This window comes from Sphingomonas sp. 2R-10 (genome assembly GCF_030062225.1).
In the GTDB taxonomy this organism is placed as follows: Bacteria; Pseudomonadota; Alphaproteobacteria; order Sphingomonadales; family Sphingomonadaceae; genus Sphingomonas.
Genome location: NZ_JASCXF010000030.1, coordinates 41,148 through 58,999 on the forward strand (window position 1 = coordinate 41,148; position 17,852 = coordinate 58,999).

The following is a 17,852-nucleotide window of genomic DNA, read 5'->3' on the forward strand; positions in this document are numbered from 1 at the left end:
CGGTCGACCAGCACGGCGGCGGCGGCATCGGGATTGGGGCGACATGGCAATGTTCTCCTTTGCATCACCCAAAGATCGAAACGCCATTCGGGCGCGAAGGGTGTCCTCGCGCGCCCTTTCGGCTAAGCGACACGCGACAGGATGGGGCAGCGGATGAACGACGCGAAGACATGGGATGCCGCGCTGGTCCGTACGTGGCTGGAACGGCGGATCGAAGCCGCCCGGCTCGACCAGGCGGCGGCGGACCGGCGCGGCCACGTGGCGCAGGACGATTATGACAAGGCGGCGGCGGAGGAATGGGCCTGCCGCGCCTTGCAGACCGGCAAACATGCCGACGATCAGCCGGCGTTCGCCGCGCGGGTCAAGGCGCTGCTGGCACAGGACGGCTATCCGACCACCGGCATCCACGACGATCGCCGCTTTGAACGGCACGTCCGCGCGACGCTGCGCAAGGTCGGGAAGATGACGAAGGCGAATGACGGGTTCGCCAACACCCTACGCTATCAGGACTGACGCATGGCCCGCAAACGCCCCCGACACGGCCCCTATCCCGAACCGGATCGCGGCGAGGACGCCGCCCCGGTCGTGGTGCCGTGCTGGCTGTGCGGCCGCCCGACCGGCAAGACCATCGTATGGCACCACCCCGTGCCCAAGAGTCGCGGCGGGCGCGACGTGGTGCCGATGCACCCGATCTGCCAGCAGACGCTGATGGCCAATTTCACCAATTCCGAACTGCAGCGCCACGGCACCGATGTCGAGGCGCTGCTGCTGCATCCCGACGTACGCAAGTTCGTCGACTGGGTGGCGAACAAGGACCCCGACTTCACCGCGACCACCGCGAAGAAACGTAAATAGCCGTCGGTCGTGAGCGGAGCGCGCGGCGTTCGCCATGAACCATCGCGGGAATTGTGGCAGCATGTGATCGAACCGAAATCCGGCGGATACGGCATTGCCGATCCGGGGCGTCTTTCGCCGGGCGATCGGTGCCATCCATCGAACGCGATGTTCTCGCTCGACCCGGCCCTCGATCTCGACGCCCTTGCCGACACCTACCGCCGCGACGGGCATGTGGTAATCGACAGCCCGGTGTCCGGGGAAGACGCACTGTTGCTCGCCGCGCATCTGCGGCGCGAGGCGACTGGCGCAAGCTGGTGCTGAGCGGCGACCGGGTGGTCGAATTCGACCGTCCGGGATGGGCGGCGATCCCGCCCAATCGCGCAGAGGCGCTGAAACTTGCCGTCTATGCCGCCGCGCGCGCAGGGTTCCAGTTCCGCTTCGACAGCATTCGCGTGTCTGATGCGCGGTACGATCGGGACGCCGACGACACGCCGCTCGGCGCGTTCGTCCGCTGGATGTCGTCGCCGTCCATGCTTGCCGCCCTGCGCACGATCACCGGCGCGGACGACGTGCGCTTCGCCGATGCACAGGCGACCGCCTATGCTCCCGGGGATTTCCTGACGGTCCATGACGATGCGGTGGCGGGGAAGCACCGTCGGACCGCGTATGTTTTCGGCCTGACGCCGAACTGGCGACCCGAATGGGGCGGATTGCTGCTGTTCCACCGACAGGCCGGAAAATTGCGCGCGGTGGCGCCGGACTTCAACCGGCTGACGCTCTTTTCGGTGCCGCAGGATCATAGCGTCAGCGAGGTGACGCGCGCCGCCCCGACGCGGCGCTATTCGGTCACGGGTTGGCTGCGGGCCGGGGCACAGCCCTGATCCGGCACGCATCCCACCAGCATATGTCGCCGTCAGCGTAGCAGCGACGGAAGGTCCGTTCGCGGTTGCCGCGCTGCCCGGTCGTATCGCCCCCATCCATTGTCGTTCGGCGAACGGGCATCCCGTCCAATTCCAAGGCGCTTCCCCGCTCCTTCCTGACCTGGCTAGCCAACGTCACCGAATGGATGTTGGTCCAAGCCACCCCCGTCAGCCTCCCATGGTCAGGTGATCGTAACCGCATGGGTGCCGCCCGCCTGCTGTTCGAAACGCGTACGCCGACCGGTGAAGCGCTCGATTACCTTCGCCGCCGTGCGCGCATGTTCGCTCGGTTTGACGGTGGTGAACGCGCCGCCGCCCGCCAGGGCCATCGGCAACAGCAACTGATCGGCGAGATATGGTCCGGCAAGGGCATCGCACGCCAGATAGCCGCGCACCCGGCCGACCGCCGTCTTCGCAACCCGCTCCGCCGTCGTGCCCAGTTGCGCGAAGCCGCTGACGATCTCGGTGACATGCTCGAACTGCGCCTCCAGCAGCAGGATGCTGCCCGGTCCCTGATCGACCGGCAGTTCGCGCATGAAGCATTCGCGCTCCGACCAGTCGAAGGCCTTGCGGACCACGGCAATCTCCCGCTCGGCGATCGACATGGGCAGCCCGGCGAACAGGGCGCAGGCCGACATGCCCAGTGCCCCTCCCCGCGTCACGCATTCGACCGACCGGAGCGGACCGGGGGTGATGTCGACCTCGATCCGCCCGCCACCGCGTGGGTAGAAGCCGTGGCGGACCAGCCGCGCGTCGATCTGCCCGCCCATCCGCCGGACGATCGGCAGGAAACAGCGCTCGACGAACTCGAACGGCGGGGCCAGCATGTTGTGGGTGCCGCCTTCCAGCACCAGCCGCGACGGACCATCGGCGAGCAGCAGCGGCATCAGCACCGTCTGGAGGACGAGGCCGGTCGAGCCGGCCGTGCCGACCGAGAAGCGATAATCGCCCGTCATCACCCGACCGGGGCGGAAGGTCAGGTCGGACGACCCGACGACCAGCCCTTCGCAGGTTGCGCTGCCGATGGCGCAGGCCGCCTCGACCGCGGTGACATGCTGGCGCATCAGCCCCGGCTTCGACCGCCTGGCACGGACGTTCGTAATGCGGACCGGCTCCCCGGTGACGAGCGACAGCGCACACGCATTGCGCACGACCTGTCCCCCGCCTTCGCCCTCCGCTCCATCAATCTCGATCATGATTTCCACTCTTGTAGGTGGCGTGCATCGTCCTCGGCCGCCTTCGCGGCCGGTGAAGCGGGGCGACAGGCTCCCAGCCTGTCGCCCCGCTTCACCCCTTCACGCACACCACCTGTTTCAACGTGTGGACGATCTCCACCAGATCGGCCTGCGCGGCCATCACGGCTTCGATCGGCTTATAGGCCCTGGGCGTCTCGTCGATCACGCCTTCGTCCTTGCGGCATTCGACCCCCGCCGTATCGGCGATATGCTCGTCGAGCGTCACCAGCTTTTTGGCGGCGGTCCGGCTCATCACCCGGCCGGCGCCGTGCGAGCAGCTGTCGAACGATTCCGGGTTGCCCAGCCCGCGGACGATGAACGACTTGGCGCCCATCGATCCGGGGATGATCCCCATCACGCCCTTCGCCGCGCGCACCGCACCCTTGCGGGTCACCAGCACATTTTCACCGAAATGGTTCTCACGGGTGACGTAATTGTGGTGGCAGTTGACCGCCTCCAGCTCCGCCTCGAACGGCTTGGTGATGACGCTGCGCAGCGCGGCGATGACGTTGGTCATCATCATCCTCCGGTTGAGCGCGGCATAGTCCTGCGCCCAGCCGACTGCCTCGACATAGTCGTCGAAATGGTCGGTCCCTTCCGGGAAGTATGCCAGATCCTCGTCGGGCAGGTTCAGATGCCATTTGCGCATGTCCTGCCTGGCGAGTTCGATGAAGAAGGTGCCGATCGCGTTGCCGACGCCCCGCGACCCCGAATGCAGCATCACCCACACCGCGCCGACTTCGTCGAGGCATAGCTCGATGAAGTGGTTGCCGGTGCCCAGCGTCCCCAGATGCACGAGGTTGTTCGTGTTCCTGAGCCGCGGATGCTTGTCGCACAGCCGGTCGAACCGCTGGACCAGCGTCGACCATGCCGCAACGATCGCGGGCGGGGGCGAACCCCAGCTGCCATTGTCCCGCTTGCCGCGGCCGACGCTGCGGCCGTGCGGCACCGCCTGCTCGATCGCCGAACGGACACCGTCCAGCGTGTCGGGCAGGTCGCTCGCCATCAGCGAGGTACGCGCCGCCATCATGCCGCAGCCGATATCGACCCCCACGGCGGCGGGAATGACCGCGCCCTTGGTCGGGATCACCGACCCCACGGTCGCGCCGATGCCGATGTGGACGTCGGGCATGACCGCGACATGCTTGAAGATAAAGGGCATCTGCGCCGCGCGTGCCAGCTGGGCCCGCGCACCATCCTCGACCGGCACGCCCCGCGTCCAGGCCTTGATGGGCACGCCACCAGGGACGTCGGTAACTTCGTAAGCAGTGGCGGTCATCGTCTAACTCCTCGGACTTACCTCTGAGGCGGCCGGCCTATTCCGGCCGCCTCTGCCGCGTGTCGGAGCGTTCGATACCATGCGATCCGACGAAGCCTGCTTAGCGAGGAGCGTGCCAAATGCGGCTTAATAAGCGCGAGAACCGATCATCCCGCTCTTAAACAAGGTTTTTATCGTAATTTCGGTCGGACGCCCCGAAGGACCCTATCCATTACACATGATCGACATGGATCGTACCTTATCCTATCATATCGTCATGAAACCTGTTGTCGCCATCGGTTTTCTCGGCTCGACCCTCGATGCGGGCAAGTTCGACACCCAGCGCTGGAACCGCTGGCGGCCGACGGTCGGCCTGACGATGCAAGAGGACCTGCGGATCGACCGGCTCGTCCTGATCCACGGGACGCAGCACGCGCGCCTTGCCGCGTTCGTTGCAACCGACATCGCGTCGGTGTCGCCGGAAACACAGGTCGAAATGCAGGTGATGGATTTCGCCGATGCGTGGGATTTCGAGGAAGTCTACGGCAAACTGCTCGACTTCGCGCGGGCCTATCCGTTCGATCCGGATGCCGAAGACTATCTCGTCCACATCACGACCGGCACCCACGTCGCGCAAATCTGCCTCTTCCTGCTGACTGAGGCGCATTATCTGCCCGGTCGACTGCTCCAGACGCAGCCGGTACGGGGGCCGGGCGGTGCTGCGGGGACGTGGAACATCATCGACCTCGACCTGTCGCGCTATGACAGCATCGCCACGCGCTTTGCCGCAGACAGCGCCGAGAGCACCAGTTTCCTCAAATCGGGAATCGACACGCGCAACACCGCCTTCAACGCGATGATCGACGAGATCGAGCAGGTGGCGGTTCGCAGCCGCGCGCCGTTGCTGCTCATGGGCCCGACGGGTGCCGGCAAGAGCCAGCTCGCCCGGCGCATCTACGAACTGAAGCGGGTCAAACGGCAAGTGAAGGGGCCGCTGGTCGAGGTGAACTGCGCAACGCTGAAAGGCGACGGCGCGATGTCGGCGCTGTTCGGTCACCGCAAGGGCGCCTTCACCGGCGCCGCCGCCGACCGCGCCGGACTGTTGCGCACTGCCGATACCGGCGTGCTGTTCCTCGACGAGATCGGCGAACTGGGCCTCGACGAACAGGCGATGATCCTGCGCGCAATCGAGGACAAACGCTTCCTGCCGGTCGGCGCCGACCGCGAAGTCCAAAGCGACTTCCAGCTGATTGCCGGCACCAATCGCGACCTTGCCGCCCGCGTCGCGGCGGGCACGTTTCGCGACGACCTCTATGCGCGGCTGAACCTCTGGACCTTTACCCTGCCGGGTCTCGCCCAGCGTCGCGAGGATATCGCACCCAATCTGGACTATGAACTCGATCGCCACGCGGAGCGCGAGGGGGACCGCATCACGTTCAACAAGGAAGCGCGCGACCGCTATCTCGGCTTCGCAACCGGTGCCGGGGCCCGCTGGCCGGGCAACTTCCGCGATCTTGCCGCCAGCGTCACGCGGATGGCGACCTTCAGCCCGTCCGGGCGGATCACCGTCGACTGCGTCACGGGCGAGGTCGCACGGCTCGAACGCCTGTGGGCCGGTGGCTCGGCCGCATCCGACCCGCTCGCAGGGCTGATGTCGTCCGACCGACTGGACCGGCTCGACCCGTTCGACCGGGTACAGCTGGCGCACGTCGTCGCGACATGTCGGGCGAGCCGTTCCCTGTCCGACGCCGGGCGCGCACTGTTCGCCGCCTCGCGCCGCCAACGCACGTCGACCAACGACGCGGATCGCCTGCGCAAGTATCTGGCGCGGTTCGATCTGAACTGGACGGATCTGGTCGGCGACCAATGACCTTGCCGGGGGCGCCACAGGATCGAGAGCATGTTCGACCGCCTCAGGGACTGGCGGCGCATCCACGCCCGTTGCGGCTCGGCGCAACGCCGATACCGGCGGGCTTGCCTGGCTGCCCGACATCTGCCGATCCCCGCCGAGCCGTCGGCGACATGGCTCGCGAGCATCTCGCCGACGCTGCCTGAGGACGCCGCGGCCGACCTATCCGCAGGCAGGCGTGCCAATTTCGGCATCGTGCATCCCGAGACTGGCACGCCGCCACCCTTACATATCCGCTGCGGTCGGGCGGACGATCAGATTTCCCGCAGCTGAAACAAAAACTTAATTAGCAAACTGGCTGGGGCGGCAGGAGTCTCACCCTAGGAACGCACTCGGCAAGTATCTGAATTCGTTGGCATGCAAGACGGACTTGCACATCCAGTTGCTACACCTTGATGGCACAACGCGCAAGACCTCTGAATTGCTCTGCGACTGCGAGTTTTGTTGTCACAGACCCAGAAATAGATGTTCAGTCCGGCTCTTGCGACCCTAGCTTTGGACATCAGTTCATTTCAATGGGACAGAAATCGCACCGGCGTTAAGCGGGCAATGAATGGCAAAACACCGCCAACGCGCAAGGATACCGTGCCTCTCCCGTGCTCACTTCCAGCCTGCATCCGGTCCGGGCAGCGGAACGACGGCTACGCCGTCGTCATGTACGACGAGCCGAAACGGCCTTGGCAGGCCGATCAAGTCCCAGGGCCGGTGCTCGGCGTCCAGCAACGACGGATGGACCTCGGATTCGACGGCAACCTCGGTGGTCCTCGTCCTCCGAAGACCAAGCACCAGGCGCGAGCCCAGTTCGGGGTGGCGAACGATGGCGTGCAGATCATCGCGCCGTTCCGGGTCGGCCTCGCCGCCGACGAGCGCGTCGTGGATCAGCAACGCGACGAACTGGCTGCGGGCGCGCGACGGCATGCCTGCGGCGACGCGGCGGAGTTGATTCCCAAGCAGGGTGTAGACCGTCGACCGATCCGAAGGGAGCCGGGCGAGGTCCCGCACGCTTGCCGTCAGTTCCCAGTAGCCGAACAGGCGGGAGAGCATTCCTCCCGGACCCGCCTCGGGCGTTACCACCACCGTCGCAATGTCGCGGAACGAGTTTTCGAGTAGCGGCTCCATGCGCCAGCGGGAAGGCACTGGGCGTTGCCTAGGGTCGAGTTCGAACGCCCATCTCGCGCCGGACACGTTCCTCGGTCGCGGCCGCTCCGAACGACCTCGTGCAAGGCGCCAGCCCTGCTGTTCAAGCACGTCCTGGAAGCCGATGAAGCGTCTCACTTCCGCCATTCCATCCGGTTCCTCGATCGGCACCAGGGCGACCGCCTCCGTGCGCATCGCGGTGAGTGCCGGGTTCAATGCAACGCCGTCCACCGGTTCGCGCTGCCGGTAGAAGCCCCGCGCCGCCCAGTCGGCGCCGAACCCGCGATCCTCCAAACGCCTGATGGACGGGCCCGCTCGAAGCGCGGTGTAGGCGTCCAGCCCCAACGCCCATGCGCGATCCTGGATCGCAAGCCAGGCGTCGGTGTCAGGGTCGGGGCCGATGCCGCGAGCCCTTACGAGCACGCTACGCGGCGGCAGCGACCCCACCCCGCCACGCGTTTCGGCGATGGCAAGCGCCACAGCAATGGCCTGGACGATCGGCCCGGCCCTGGACGGCGAGCGCGTAGACCCACTCGCCCGGCCGGAGGGGGCCGGAACCAAGATCGTGGGGAGCGAGGAGGGCGTCGCGACAAGCGGGCGCATGACCGCTGTTGGCGGCGCCAACCCTAGCGCCACGAGATCCATGCCGAGTCCAGCCGCTCCCTCCTGCAGCCGCTCGTCGTCATCCGCCTCGCCGACGAGGAAGCCGGGTCGTCCACTGGCCTGAACCGCGAGCGCGAACTCCGCCACGTCGTCAAAAGCGAAACCCTCCAAATCCAACGCTCGGCTGCCAGCGAGCTCGCGGACCAGGCCTTGCAGTTGCGGATCAGGCGCGTAGATCGAGGCGTCGGCACGTCGCGCCCTGCGGGATGCCGCCTCCACTTCGACGACTTTCACCTTCCAACTGGAAGCCGGACCGTAGAGCGGCTTGAGGCCGGCAAGCGCCTTCCGGACGGATGAACGAACCGCCTCCTCGACTCCGGCCGTGAGCCGTCCCGGGCAGACGACGGTCACGACGCCATCGTCAGCCGTTGCGACGACCCGCCTAGCGTCCTCACCTTCGACCAAGCTTGAGAGCGCGGCGCGCAGGTCGGGCGTGAGCACGCTCAGGTCTCGCCAGCGACGCGCGGCTGTCTCGGAAGCGCGACCGAGTCGCTTAAAGGTCTGCGCGGCGAACTCGGCGCGCCTCTCGCGCAGGTTCAGGAACTCGGCCACCTCAAAGGCAAGCGCCGGCATGCGGCGCAGCGGAGAGTCGTCTAGCCGCCGCTCAAGCTCGCGGCGCCCCCGGTCTCCGGCGCCGACCAACACGTCGGCAGCGCCCAGCGCGAACACCCACCGGGCCTCCTCGCCAACACGGGCGGCGTCGACCGGGACGTCCAGCAGCCGAAGCCCCGCGAAGCGCACCGGATCGAAGCCCTCGATCTCGCCCTGGGGTGAGACGCGTTGCGCGAGGAGGCCGTTGGACGGGTGCAGTCGGAAAACCGGCAGCAGGAAGCCGAGCCCCCGACCGCCTGGATCGGCAGCGCCGACGAGGACGTGGACCTCGCTCATTCAAACGCCCCCTGCAGGCCGAGAAATGCGTCAACGCGGTCGTAAACGAGGAGCGAGTAATCCTGCGGACGATGCCGCCCGTATGTCGGATAGGACACCATCGCCGCGTCCGGACACGCAGCCAACGCCTCCAGGACGATTGGATCCTCAAACATCAGCGGCGGCGCGACGACGGCGCGAAGCGCCTCGGCCAGCGGCACGTCGCGGGCGAGTTGGACCTCGATCGCGCCTCGCCGATCGTCGTCATGCTCGAGCGAACGGTCGGCGATGAGCCGCGCATAGGCGCGCGCGGATGGCCGCGAAGCCGGAAAGTCGTCTACCCCCTTCGAGGGCCGCTGGTCGAAGTAGCGCCTGTTCGTGCCGTAAAACGCGCCAACGACACGCGCGGCGGCCGTAGGGTCGTCGGGCACCTCGAACTGCTCCAGCCGAGGCGCTGCGCCGAGGTGGCGGCGATAGCGGGAGAAGCCGCCGCTGTCGAACGGAACCACCCTTTCCACTGACGCTAGCACGGACGGGTCAAGGACGAAGCAGACCGGCAGAAGCTCGGGCATGTCCCCCGCCTCCTCTAGCGACAGCGGCTTGTAGGCCGGTCGACCATAGAAGAGATAGAGGAGGTCCTCTTCATATACGGGGCAGGCGGTCGGGACGAGCGCCAACCGCTCCAGTGCGGCGATCGCAGGCATCATGCCCGTGCAGTGCGTCAAGTGCAGCGTTTTCGATGCCGGCGCGACACCTCTGAGAAACTCGACAAACGTCAGCGGCATGGCGTCTTCGGCGGCATGTGACCATGCATAGCGAAGCCCTGCGCGCCGAGGCAAGCGCCGGACGCCAAGGGTGCGGCGGGAGGCCGGACCCAAAAGTCGGTGTTCGAGGCGGCTGGAGCGCTCTACAAAACTCGTCATCGGTTCAGGTTCTGCTAGACGGCTGGATCTGGGTCGTTGTTGGAACGGCGACTTTCCGACCGCAGAGAGCGAAACGGACGATCATTTGGGCCGCCACCTAAGCCTCGTGAAGCAGGCGTAGAAGCTCTGCGTCTCTCTTGCGATTTACAGAAGAAGACGTTTCGTCATGGATGCGGGCATTTGCCCCCGACCGTGCCCCCATGGTGTGCTGGGTTGATCGGGGTCGAGAGGAATCCAAAACGGACCCGGCATGACAATGCATAGTCCGTCGGCTGTTTCAGCGTGAGCCGCGATTTCGAGGCCTAGTGAACAACCTGCTGGACCAAGCCAGCGCAATGCGCTGATATATGAGTGGGCCGAGCGATTCCTTCGGAGTGGGAGAGAACAACCTTGATCACCGCGAGAAATCACGATGGGAGCCGCTAGACTTGCCGAATTTGGTATTCCCGCGCCTGTCGCGGCTGGCGATCGACGGATACGAACCATACGTCAATGAGGCCGGTCCCGGCTTCGATCACGAGTTCCTGCCGGGCGTGAACGTCGTGGTCGGCATCAACGGCCTCGGCAAGACGACGCTCCTTAACGTCATCTTCCGCATGCTTGTCGGCCCCTACGATCCGGCCAAGGCCGACCGCGACCGTCCAGGTCGACGCCAGGCCGGCCTTGTCAGGGACCGCAATTTCGACTTCTTCGCCAGGCGCTCGAACGACTTCGCCATCGAGGCGACCGCGAGCGCGACGTTCCGGTTCGGAGCCCGCACCCTGAAGGTGACGCGGTCGCTCAAGGACCTGATGCTCCTGGAATACGCTCTCGACGGGCACAGCACGATCACCACAGTCGATCCTGAAGCCTCCGACGCCGAGCTGATGGACGTCATGGCAATGCTCATGAACTTTGACGTCCAAGCCGCGAAGGATCGTGGATCGATCAGCTACCGATACGACTACGACTTCGTGGTCCGGAACCTGATCTTCTTCCTTGAGGAGAAGGTGCCGCTGATCTGGAATCCCGACGGCCAGTTCGTCATCCTACGCATCCTGCTCGTCGACGAGGAGCTGTCCGAGCAGATCTCGAAGGCGCGCAACGACGTGCTCCAGGCCGACAGCCAGTATCGCAACAAGCTCTGGTCCGCCAACAAGCTGCGGCAGACCATCAAGGAAGAGCTCAACGCGATGCCGGACGCCACCAAGGAGATGGAGGAGTTCGGCCTGCTGGTGAGCGCCGTCGCGGCGTTGGAGGAGGCACGCGACGACCTGCTCCAGCAGCGCGAGTTCTTCAGCCGCGAGATCGGGAGGACCGAGGACGGGCTGCTTCGCACACGCGCCGACGCGTTTGAGGCGCAGGTGTCGCTGCGCGGTATCGAGGCGGCCTACTTCCAGCATGCGTTCCGCAAGGTCCGTGCGCCCGGCGACCTGATCATGCAGGCGCTTTCCTCGCACGAGGGCTGCCTTGTGTGCGGCAACACGTCGGAGGAGACCTACGAACGGGCGCGGCGGCTGATGGAGCACCACCAGTGCCCCGTCTGCGAAGCTGATACCTCGATCGGCGAGGACAACGTCGAGGACATGGCCGACGCGCGCCTCGATGAGCTGCGCAAGGCTGAAAAGGCGGCCGAACAGAAGCGTCGGCTCGTCGACCGGCTCACGCAGACGTCGATCGACCTCACTGCGCAGTATCGCGTGGCCAACGACGACCTGCAGCAGACGCTCGCCAAGCTGGAGCAGGCGCGGCGGCGCGAACGCAGCGAGGCGCAGCGCGCGGAGCAGATCGCCAAAGTCGCCGAGCTAAAAGGTAAACTCGAGACCATCGACCTGGAGGTGAAGACCCTGCGCGACCACCTCGACGGTCTCGTCGAATGGCACAAGGGCCTCGTCTACCGCTCTAAGCACTTCATCGCCGAGCGGCAGGAGGCGATCGTCGGGGCGTTCCGCGAGTACGCCTCCGCATTCATGGTCGAGGACTGCCACCTCGTGTACCGGACGAACCGCGAGGCACGGGTCGCGCAGTCGGACGAGAAGATCGACTGGCCTGCTTTCGAGGTCCAGCTCGCCTCGGGCGCGGATTCGCTCCCAACCTCGCGCGACTGGCACACCGAGGTTTCGGAATCGCAGAAGGAGTTCATCGACCTCGCGTTCCGCATGGCCCTGCTCCGCGTGGCTTCCGAAGGCAGCGCGTCGATGCTGGCCGTCGAGACCCCGGAAGCCAGCCTCGATGCCTTCTTCGTCGAGAAGGCGGGCGCGCTGCTGCGGACCTACGCCGCGGCTCACCCCGAAAACATCCTGCTTGTCACCAGCAACCTCACCCGCGAGCACATGATCGCGCAGCTGCTCGGGACCCCGGACGCCGAAGATCTCGAGACGCGCAAGCGGCGCACGCTCAACCTCCTCGAGATCGCAAGGCCGACCAAGGCCTATCGCGAGAACCACGCCTTCTACGACAAGCGATACGACGAGGCCGTCGGCGAGGAGTCGGCTTCCGTCGACGGGGAGACCGTCGAGTGACCCTCGATGACCCTGTCCAGTTCGGCGGCGCCGAGCACCGGCTGAGGGGCTGGCTCGTCTTCGTGATGGAAGAGGCGACCCGCCAGGGCCTTGCGCCTCTGAGCCAAGAGAAGCTGCACCTCCTGCTCTTCTACGCAGCGGTGCTCGCGCCCATCCACGGCGTCGACGAGCCGGTCCCAAAGATCCTGAAGTATCGCGACAGGCCGTTCTATCCCGAGGCGCAGGAGCAGTTGATGCGGCTCGCCGCCGAGGGGTTCGCGAAGTCGCGGACGCTCGGTAGCATCCGCGACGACGGATCCGACTCCGAGTTTTCGCTCACCGAAGCCGGCTTCGAGGTCTCCGATCTGCTCAAGCGCTCAAGCTGGGGCCACCGGACAGCTGCCTTCGCCCGCGATCTCGTCGCCGGCTTCGCCGAACTCGACCCCAGGGACGCTGAGCAGATCATCGAGCAGGACGCGACCTTCCGTGACGGACGCATGGCGCTCGGCGATATCCGGGACCTGCGTGAGGAGAATCTCGCAGCGGCGACCGCGCGCCACGTGGCGGACTTCGACGTCGACGGCGCGCGGCCGGACGCACGCGACAGCATATCGCTCTACTTCGACTACCTGCAGGCGCGACGGGCCGCGTGACGGGAGGCACCACGTCACCGCCGACGATGACGCCAGCTGAGGTGCAGGCGATGACGGTCGCGCGCCGGACGTTCTCCGGCGCCCGGTTCGACGACGACACCCAGTTCGTCGCCAAGGTCCTCGATTGGGTCCTCGAGGAGCGGGCGAACGGACGGCTCGTGGTTGGCGCGCCGATAACGCTGGTCCTCCACGACTTCCGCCCCTCTCCGATCGAGGATGGCGCCAAGGTGGATCTCCACAACGGAGAGGCCGTCGCAGGCGCCGTCCATCTCTGCAACCAGAGCCTCAGGCGCGCCAACGTCGCGCTCGGCGCCACCGGCCTCAACACGGTCCACAGCCACCAGAAGGCGCTGGCGACCCACCAACTAGCGAGCAGGACGTCGGTGACCTTCAATCCGGTCACCACACGAGCCTACGTCCGCCTCGCGTGCCTTCCGCTTCCCACGCCGGTCGAGATGACGCTCGCGGGTCAGCTCGACGCCGCCTGGGCAGCCGGGCTGTCCGCCCTGCCCGCCTCACTCGACGCCTTCCACCTCGGCATGACGAAGGACGACGGCATTGGACGTCTTTTCTTTGAGAACGGTGCTCCCAGACCGCACGTCAGGACGAACTACCGGAACGCGATCTACCTGTTCCTGAAATACCAGGTTGGGGTGCGCGACGTGCACGGTTACCGCATGACGACCAACGACCGGCTGGTCCGCATCTCGAAGATCGGCTCCGCCTCATCCGTTGCGATCACCGCGATCTGCCCCGGCGTAGGCGACCCCGCGAAAGCGGGCGCGGCCGCCGCTCGCGCGCTTGCAGACGCCGACGCGAGGCTTGCCAAAGACGATCTGCCGACACACGTCACCTGCATGAACTGCCCGTCGGGCCAAGCCGCCGACGTCGAATGCGCGACGCCGCCGACAAGCCTCCGGCATCGGCACGTCGAGGCCGCGTGACGCCGTCCGCACCGCTTCTACACGACACCCCCGTGAGGCGCCCGGCCGACGACCGCTTCGGCAGATGGCCGTTCGCCCAGGCCATCGCGCGGATCGTCCGCGACCCGTACAACAAGGGACTGCTCGTCCTAGGCATTGAGGGGCCATGGGGCTCCGGCAAGTCCAGCGCCCTCCAGCTGGTCGCGGGCGAACTCACCCGCGATGCGCGCCACAGGGAAGTGACGGTCAGCGCCTGGCGGACGAGCGGCCAGGAGCAGTTCCTCGCCAACCTGTCCTATGCCCTCGCCACCGCCGTGCGCCGCGACTGGCGCGGCGCGTTCTGGCGCATCGCCTGGGCCAAGCTCAGGCGACAGTCGCTGCCGATGCACGTCGCGGTGTTCACGCCGATCCTCTACCTGCTGACCATATTCATGATGCCGGAGGTCCGGGGCTTCTCGCGCGTCATCTCCGACGATCCGAAGAAGTGGATCGAGGGCCTCGGGATATTCGGCCTTCCCGTTCTAGGTTACCTCGTCTCCAAGCTGTCGCAGCCCGCGCTCGAGAGCGTTAGAACGATGTTCGGCGGCACCAAGGTGGAATCGATCGGTGCCCTGGAGCGGTTCGCCTACGACTTCGACGTGCTCGCCGCCGCGCAGCCCACCGGAACGCGCTTTGTCGTGCTTATCGAGGATCTCGACCGCTGTCCCCCCTCGCACATCATCGACGTCCTCAGCGCGATCGGGCAGTTGGAGGCGCACCCGCGGGCGGACAGAATTGCCTTCCTCCTCGCCTACGAGCGGACGAAGCTGATGAAGAGCGTCGGAGAGGCGATCGCCAAGGACCTTGGTGGCGACGCGCAGAGCGAGGTCGCCGGCCAATACGTTGAGAAAATCGTTCAGCTCGAGCTGCCGCTTCCAGACTTGGTGCCGGCGACCATCGCCGGCAACCCGAGCCGATCGCCGCGGCTGCCGACGGTGGCGCGCGGATTCCTGATCAGCGTCCTGCTCGTAGCGGCCGCGATAGCGCGCCTCGCCGACCCCCAGGTGAACCAAGCCGCCGCGTGGACGGTCGTCCTGATTCTGCTCGCCTTCACCGTCGAATTCGTCGTCGGTTGGTGCATGAAGGCTCCGCGCCAGCTGTTCGTACCCGCCGGCTGGAAGGCCGCTGAAGCGGCGATCGGACCATGGCTCGAGGCGCTTCCGCTTAGGCAGCGCACGCGCGTGCTGAGCCGCGCCAGGGCCGCCCTGCTGATGCAGGACGGCAACGGGCTGACCGCGTGGGAAGCGGTTTCAACCGCCGCGCTGGCGTCGCGGTGGCCGGTTAGGTTCGGACGGGAGAAGCTGAAGGCGATGATAGGCGTCAGCGCGATCGATCCGGCCAGCCACTTCGAGTTGCAGGAGCTAGCGGACGCGATCCAGGCGATGGACTCCACTCCGCTGGGTGGCGCGCACTTCCGCGATCCGGCCAAGCTGCATGCGGTCGTCTCGACCTTCAAGCGCTAGCAGGCGAAGACAACCGCATCCTCGGACAGACCGAACTGCCCGCCTTGCTGGGCGCTGAGACGCATGGCGCGCAGCGGCGAGTGGCGGACGAGGGTCAGACCCATGTCGCACCCCAGCTCGGCGATGATCTTCGGTGCGTTCACCGCGATGCCAGCGTAGCTGCTTCCGCCCACGATCACGGTGATCAGCCCGCCCGGCCGGATGGACTCGGCGAGGTCGGACATAATTCCCTCCATGTCAGCGAAGTATGACCGCAGCATCGAGGGGATGCCCCGATGCCAGAGTTTCGCGCGGCTGCCCTCGATCGCCCCGAGCGCGACGTCGAACTCCGCTGACGCGCCCGTCGGCGCGCGGCCTTCGCGGTTCAACTGCACGTGCGAATGCATCGTCGCGAGCCGCAGCGCGCGGTTGTCCTGGCTTGAACGCAGATAGCCCAGCATCCAGAGTTCGAGATTGTAGATGTCGGTGTAGTCGAAGCTGTTGGGATACGGCGGAGAGAAGATCGCGCAGTCCGCCGGTCCAAGCTCGGCCGTCCTGACCCGGGCGTCGCCGTGATAGACACTGACGCGCCCGCGAAGCCGGTCGCTGAACCGGACGACGTCACTGTAGCCGTCGCGACACGCGTCGCGCAGGCGGTCGACGACCGCGGTGGCGGTAACGATCCGACGGTCCCAGCCCCGACGATACTTCCTCCCCTTGCCGCTCACAATCACGTTGCTGACGTCGCGAAGCACCGACCCTAGCATCACTCGCAGGAACGGGCGGTGAGCCTGGTCGACGCGGTCGATCGCGTCGGCGAAAGCGCCGACCTGCGCGGCGACGGACGCGTTGAACACCCATCGTCCGTTCTCCCCCGGCTGCACCAGCGTGGACGGCGCGTGTTCGTAACGAGCAAGACAGCCCTCCTTCGGACGGGCAGCTAGAACGGCGGCGATGTCAGTCGACAGTGTCGCCGTGTCGTATCGGCGGGTTTTGGCGGCGATCAGGTCGGCCATGAACGGGTTCACCTCGACCGTGTCGCAGTCGATGCCGAGGAACGAGCACACGAGGGCGGTGGTCCCCGAACCCCCCGTCGGATCGATGCAGCGGCCGACAGGCCGGCCGTTCTCGGCCAGCGCGTTCATGACGAGCCTCGGCGAATAAGCCTCCTTGAACCGGAACCACCGCTGATAGGCCAGATCCGCCGCGCCCACGTTGGACGACAGCGATCCGGAGCCATGAGGGAACAGCCAGTTCTGCAGCACCGGCGCTCCCATAAGCACATTTGGCGAAAAGGTCGAATGCTCGGAAAGGGCCATTTCAATTTGTATCATATTCGAATACTAATACGAATATGCCGAGACCGCGAGCGGAAAATCGACTGTCCGAGACCGAGCGCACCGCACTCGCGCAGGCGATCCGCGCCGTCGTGCTCGCGGAGGGCGGCTACGCCTCGGTCGTGCGGAATTCTGGCGTGCGCCAGCCCGTCGTGAGCCTAGCGCTGCACCGCAGGTTGGTTATGCGGACCAAAAGCGTCGAGCGCCTATTCGAATACCTGAAGCCGAAAGCTGGCGCCGGCGAGCCGCAGGAGGAGGTCAGGCCGCACGACCGGCGCGAGCGGCTGCTGGGGCTGCTGGCAAACCTGAGCGACGGCTCCGATGTCGAGGACGAGCGCCTCTCTAACGTCCTCGCCGCTATCGAGAGCTTTGCGCGCTCGCCGCAGGGTTCCCCAACCAAGCTCGGCTAAAGCAGCGGAACCTCGCAGGCGACTACCTCGCCCGAAGGCATAGCATTTGCAACCGCCGAAATCCGTTCGGCCTTAATTGCTCTATTCCGCAAGTTGGAGCCGGTCGCTGACAATGGCTCGGCCCTGCGGTGTAACCTTCTAGCCACCCATGCAAGCCGCTTCTCGCCACTGAAATTTTCAGGTTTCTGGCGACCGCCTGAACAAAGCAGCAGCAGAACGCAACCGTCGCCGGAATACGTACTGATCGCCTTCTAACGATTACGCCCATTTGCGTCTGCTGAACGAACGGTGGTTTCTGGCGCAAGCAGTCGGCCCACTGAATGACCGACGTTATGGCGCAAAGCGACCGCTGCCTGCCCGGTGAATGAACGTCCGCTTCTGCAATACAGGTGCCCGAAAGCGGCCGGTCCACTCACTACCAAAGCCCGACCATCTTCGGCCGTATAATCGATCAGTCTTCACTGTCTGGCTTCGGCAGCATCGGTGGCGTGCTGTCGGCGTAGGTCAGCCAGTTCCGCCAGATTGCCATCGTCCGGGCTTTAGTGATCCTTGTCCGGCAATTAAGCGTCATGGCGCCGCGGATGGTTCCTTCCTTCCACCATTCATAGACGGCATCGCATTCGGCGTCGCGATAGGCGATCCACGCCCGCTCGGACGCGCGCAGCTTTGCCAGGGCGGTCGTGTCTTGTTCCTTAGAGCCCGACTCATAATTCGAGCTTTGCGATACGGCGGGTCATTCGCCTGATGGATGCGATGATGAGCCATGCTTCTGACGAGGCGATGGAAGCCTCCCAGTCCTTGGCGAGGCGTCGGCATCGG

At 65.9% G+C, this 17,852-nt stretch carries 16 protein-coding genes and 2 pseudogenes; 11 read left to right on the plus strand and 7 right to left on the minus strand.

Annotated features, from left to right (window positions below):
• Window positions 1-153 precede the first annotated feature (153 nt).
• The 4 genes from QLH51_RS14245 (at window position 154) to QLH51_RS14260 (ending at window position 1,718) form a co-directional block, all read left to right on the plus strand.
• On the plus strand, window positions 154-513 hold the full coding sequence (locus QLH51_RS14245) for a hypothetical protein (RefSeq protein WP_206429195.1): 360 nt from the start codon (window positions 154-156) through the stop codon (window positions 511-513).
• Window positions 514-516: 3 nt separating this feature from the next.
• Window positions 517-855, plus strand: coding sequence for a hypothetical protein (locus tag QLH51_RS14250; protein WP_125660569.1), 339 nt, complete (start codon window positions 517-519; stop codon window positions 853-855).
• 63 nt (window positions 856-918) lie between these two features.
• Window positions 919-1,158, plus strand: a complete 240-nt coding sequence (locus QLH51_RS14255) for a hypothetical protein (RefSeq protein ID WP_125660572.1) — start codon at window positions 919-921, stop codon at window positions 1,156-1,158.
• Entirely contained in the window at window positions 1,152-1,718 is a 567-nt protein-coding gene (locus QLH51_RS14260) for a 2OG-Fe(II) oxygenase (protein ID WP_125660575.1), read from the plus strand. Before QLH51_RS14255 ends, QLH51_RS14260 begins: the two co-directional genes overlap by 7 nt.
• A gap of 221 nt (window positions 1,719-1,939) precedes the next feature.
• Here the strand turns inward: QLH51_RS14260 and rtcA are convergent, their stop codons facing one another.
• The gene (gene rtcA, locus QLH51_RS14265; RefSeq protein WP_125660578.1) at window positions 1,940-2,953 is read right to left on the minus strand and encodes an RNA 3'-terminal phosphate cyclase; all 1,014 of its coding nucleotides are present in this window, start codon (window positions 2,951-2,953) and stop codon (window positions 1,940-1,942) included.
• A gap of 91 nt (window positions 2,954-3,044) precedes the next feature.
• Window positions 3,045-4,271, minus strand: a complete 1,227-nt coding sequence (locus QLH51_RS14270) for an RtcB family protein (protein ID WP_125660581.1) — start codon at window positions 4,269-4,271, stop codon at window positions 3,045-3,047.
• 256 nt (window positions 4,272-4,527) lie between these two features.
• Between QLH51_RS14270 and rtcR the strand changes: the two genes are divergently transcribed.
• Both rtcR and QLH51_RS14280 read left to right on the plus strand, forming a co-directional pair.
• Complete coding sequence (gene rtcR, locus QLH51_RS14275) at window positions 4,528-6,120, plus strand: RNA repair transcriptional activator RtcR (protein WP_125660583.1); 1,593 nt, start codon at window positions 4,528-4,530, stop codon at window positions 6,118-6,120.
• Window positions 6,121-6,150: 30 nt separating this feature from the next.
• On the plus strand, window positions 6,151-6,432 hold the full coding sequence (locus QLH51_RS14280; protein ID WP_125660586.1) for a hypothetical protein: 282 nt from the start codon (window positions 6,151-6,153) through the stop codon (window positions 6,430-6,432).
• A gap of 327 nt (window positions 6,433-6,759) precedes the next feature.
• On the opposite strand, the gene QLH51_RS14285 is transcribed toward QLH51_RS14280, so the two are convergent.
• Window positions 6,760-8,847 carry a hypothetical protein gene (locus tag QLH51_RS14285; protein WP_125660589.1) on the minus strand — a complete coding sequence of 696 codons (2,088 nt, stop codon included), beginning with the start codon at window positions 8,845-8,847 and terminating at the stop codon, window positions 6,760-6,762.
• Window positions 8,844-9,611 (minus strand): hypothetical protein, encoded by a 768-nt coding sequence (locus tag QLH51_RS14290; protein WP_125660592.1) that lies wholly within the window; start codon window positions 9,609-9,611, stop codon window positions 8,844-8,846. Before QLH51_RS14290 ends, QLH51_RS14285 begins: the two co-directional genes overlap by 4 nt.
• 566 nt (window positions 9,612-10,177) lie before the next feature.
• Here QLH51_RS14290 and QLH51_RS14295 point away from each other — a divergent pair.
• From QLH51_RS14295 to QLH51_RS14310, 4 genes are read left to right on the plus strand one after another with little or no spacing between them, the layout of a single operon-like run.
• Window positions 10,178-12,250, plus strand: coding sequence for a hypothetical protein (locus tag QLH51_RS14295; RefSeq protein ID WP_125660595.1), 2,073 nt, complete (start codon window positions 10,178-10,180; stop codon window positions 12,248-12,250).
• The gene (locus tag QLH51_RS14300; protein ID WP_125660598.1) at window positions 12,247-12,882 is read left to right on the plus strand and encodes a hypothetical protein; all 636 of its coding nucleotides are present in this window, start codon (window positions 12,247-12,249) and stop codon (window positions 12,880-12,882) included. The genes QLH51_RS14295 and QLH51_RS14300 overlap by 4 nt, the downstream gene beginning before the upstream one ends.
• A 50-nt stretch (window positions 12,883-12,932) precedes the next feature.
• The gene (locus tag QLH51_RS14305; protein WP_125660601.1) at window positions 12,933-13,826 is read left to right on the plus strand and encodes a hypothetical protein; all 894 of its coding nucleotides are present in this window, start codon (window positions 12,933-12,935) and stop codon (window positions 13,824-13,826) included.
• Complete coding sequence (locus QLH51_RS14310; RefSeq protein ID WP_125660604.1) at window positions 13,775-15,307, plus strand: KAP family P-loop NTPase fold protein; 1,533 nt, start codon at window positions 13,775-13,777, stop codon at window positions 15,305-15,307. The genes QLH51_RS14305 and QLH51_RS14310 overlap by 52 nt, the downstream gene beginning before the upstream one ends.
• On the opposite strand, the gene QLH51_RS14315 is transcribed toward QLH51_RS14310, so the two are convergent.
• The gene (locus tag QLH51_RS14315; RefSeq protein WP_125660607.1) at window positions 15,304-16,605 is read right to left on the minus strand and encodes a hypothetical protein; all 1,302 of its coding nucleotides are present in this window, start codon (window positions 16,603-16,605) and stop codon (window positions 15,304-15,306) included. The genes QLH51_RS14310 and QLH51_RS14315 overlap by 4 nt on opposite strands.
• Before the next feature lie 35 nt (window positions 16,606-16,640).
• Between QLH51_RS14315 and QLH51_RS14320 the strand changes: the two genes are divergently transcribed.
• Window positions 16,641-17,033: a hypothetical protein gene (locus QLH51_RS14320; protein ID WP_125660610.1), complete on the plus strand. Its 393-nt coding sequence runs from the start codon at window positions 16,641-16,643 to the stop codon at window positions 17,031-17,033.
• A 451-nt stretch (window positions 17,034-17,484) separates the two neighbouring features.
• Here QLH51_RS14320 and QLH51_RS14325 read toward each other — a convergent pair.
• Together QLH51_RS14325 and QLH51_RS14330 are read right to left on the minus strand one after the other, a co-directional pair.
• A pseudogene (locus QLH51_RS14325) lies at window positions 17,485-17,721 on the minus strand (lysozyme inhibitor LprI family protein); the annotation flags it as partial.
• Window positions 17,722-17,737: 16 nt separating this feature from the next.
• Window positions 17,738-17,852 (minus strand): annotated as a pseudogene (locus QLH51_RS14330) (IS5/IS1182 family transposase); the annotation flags it as partial.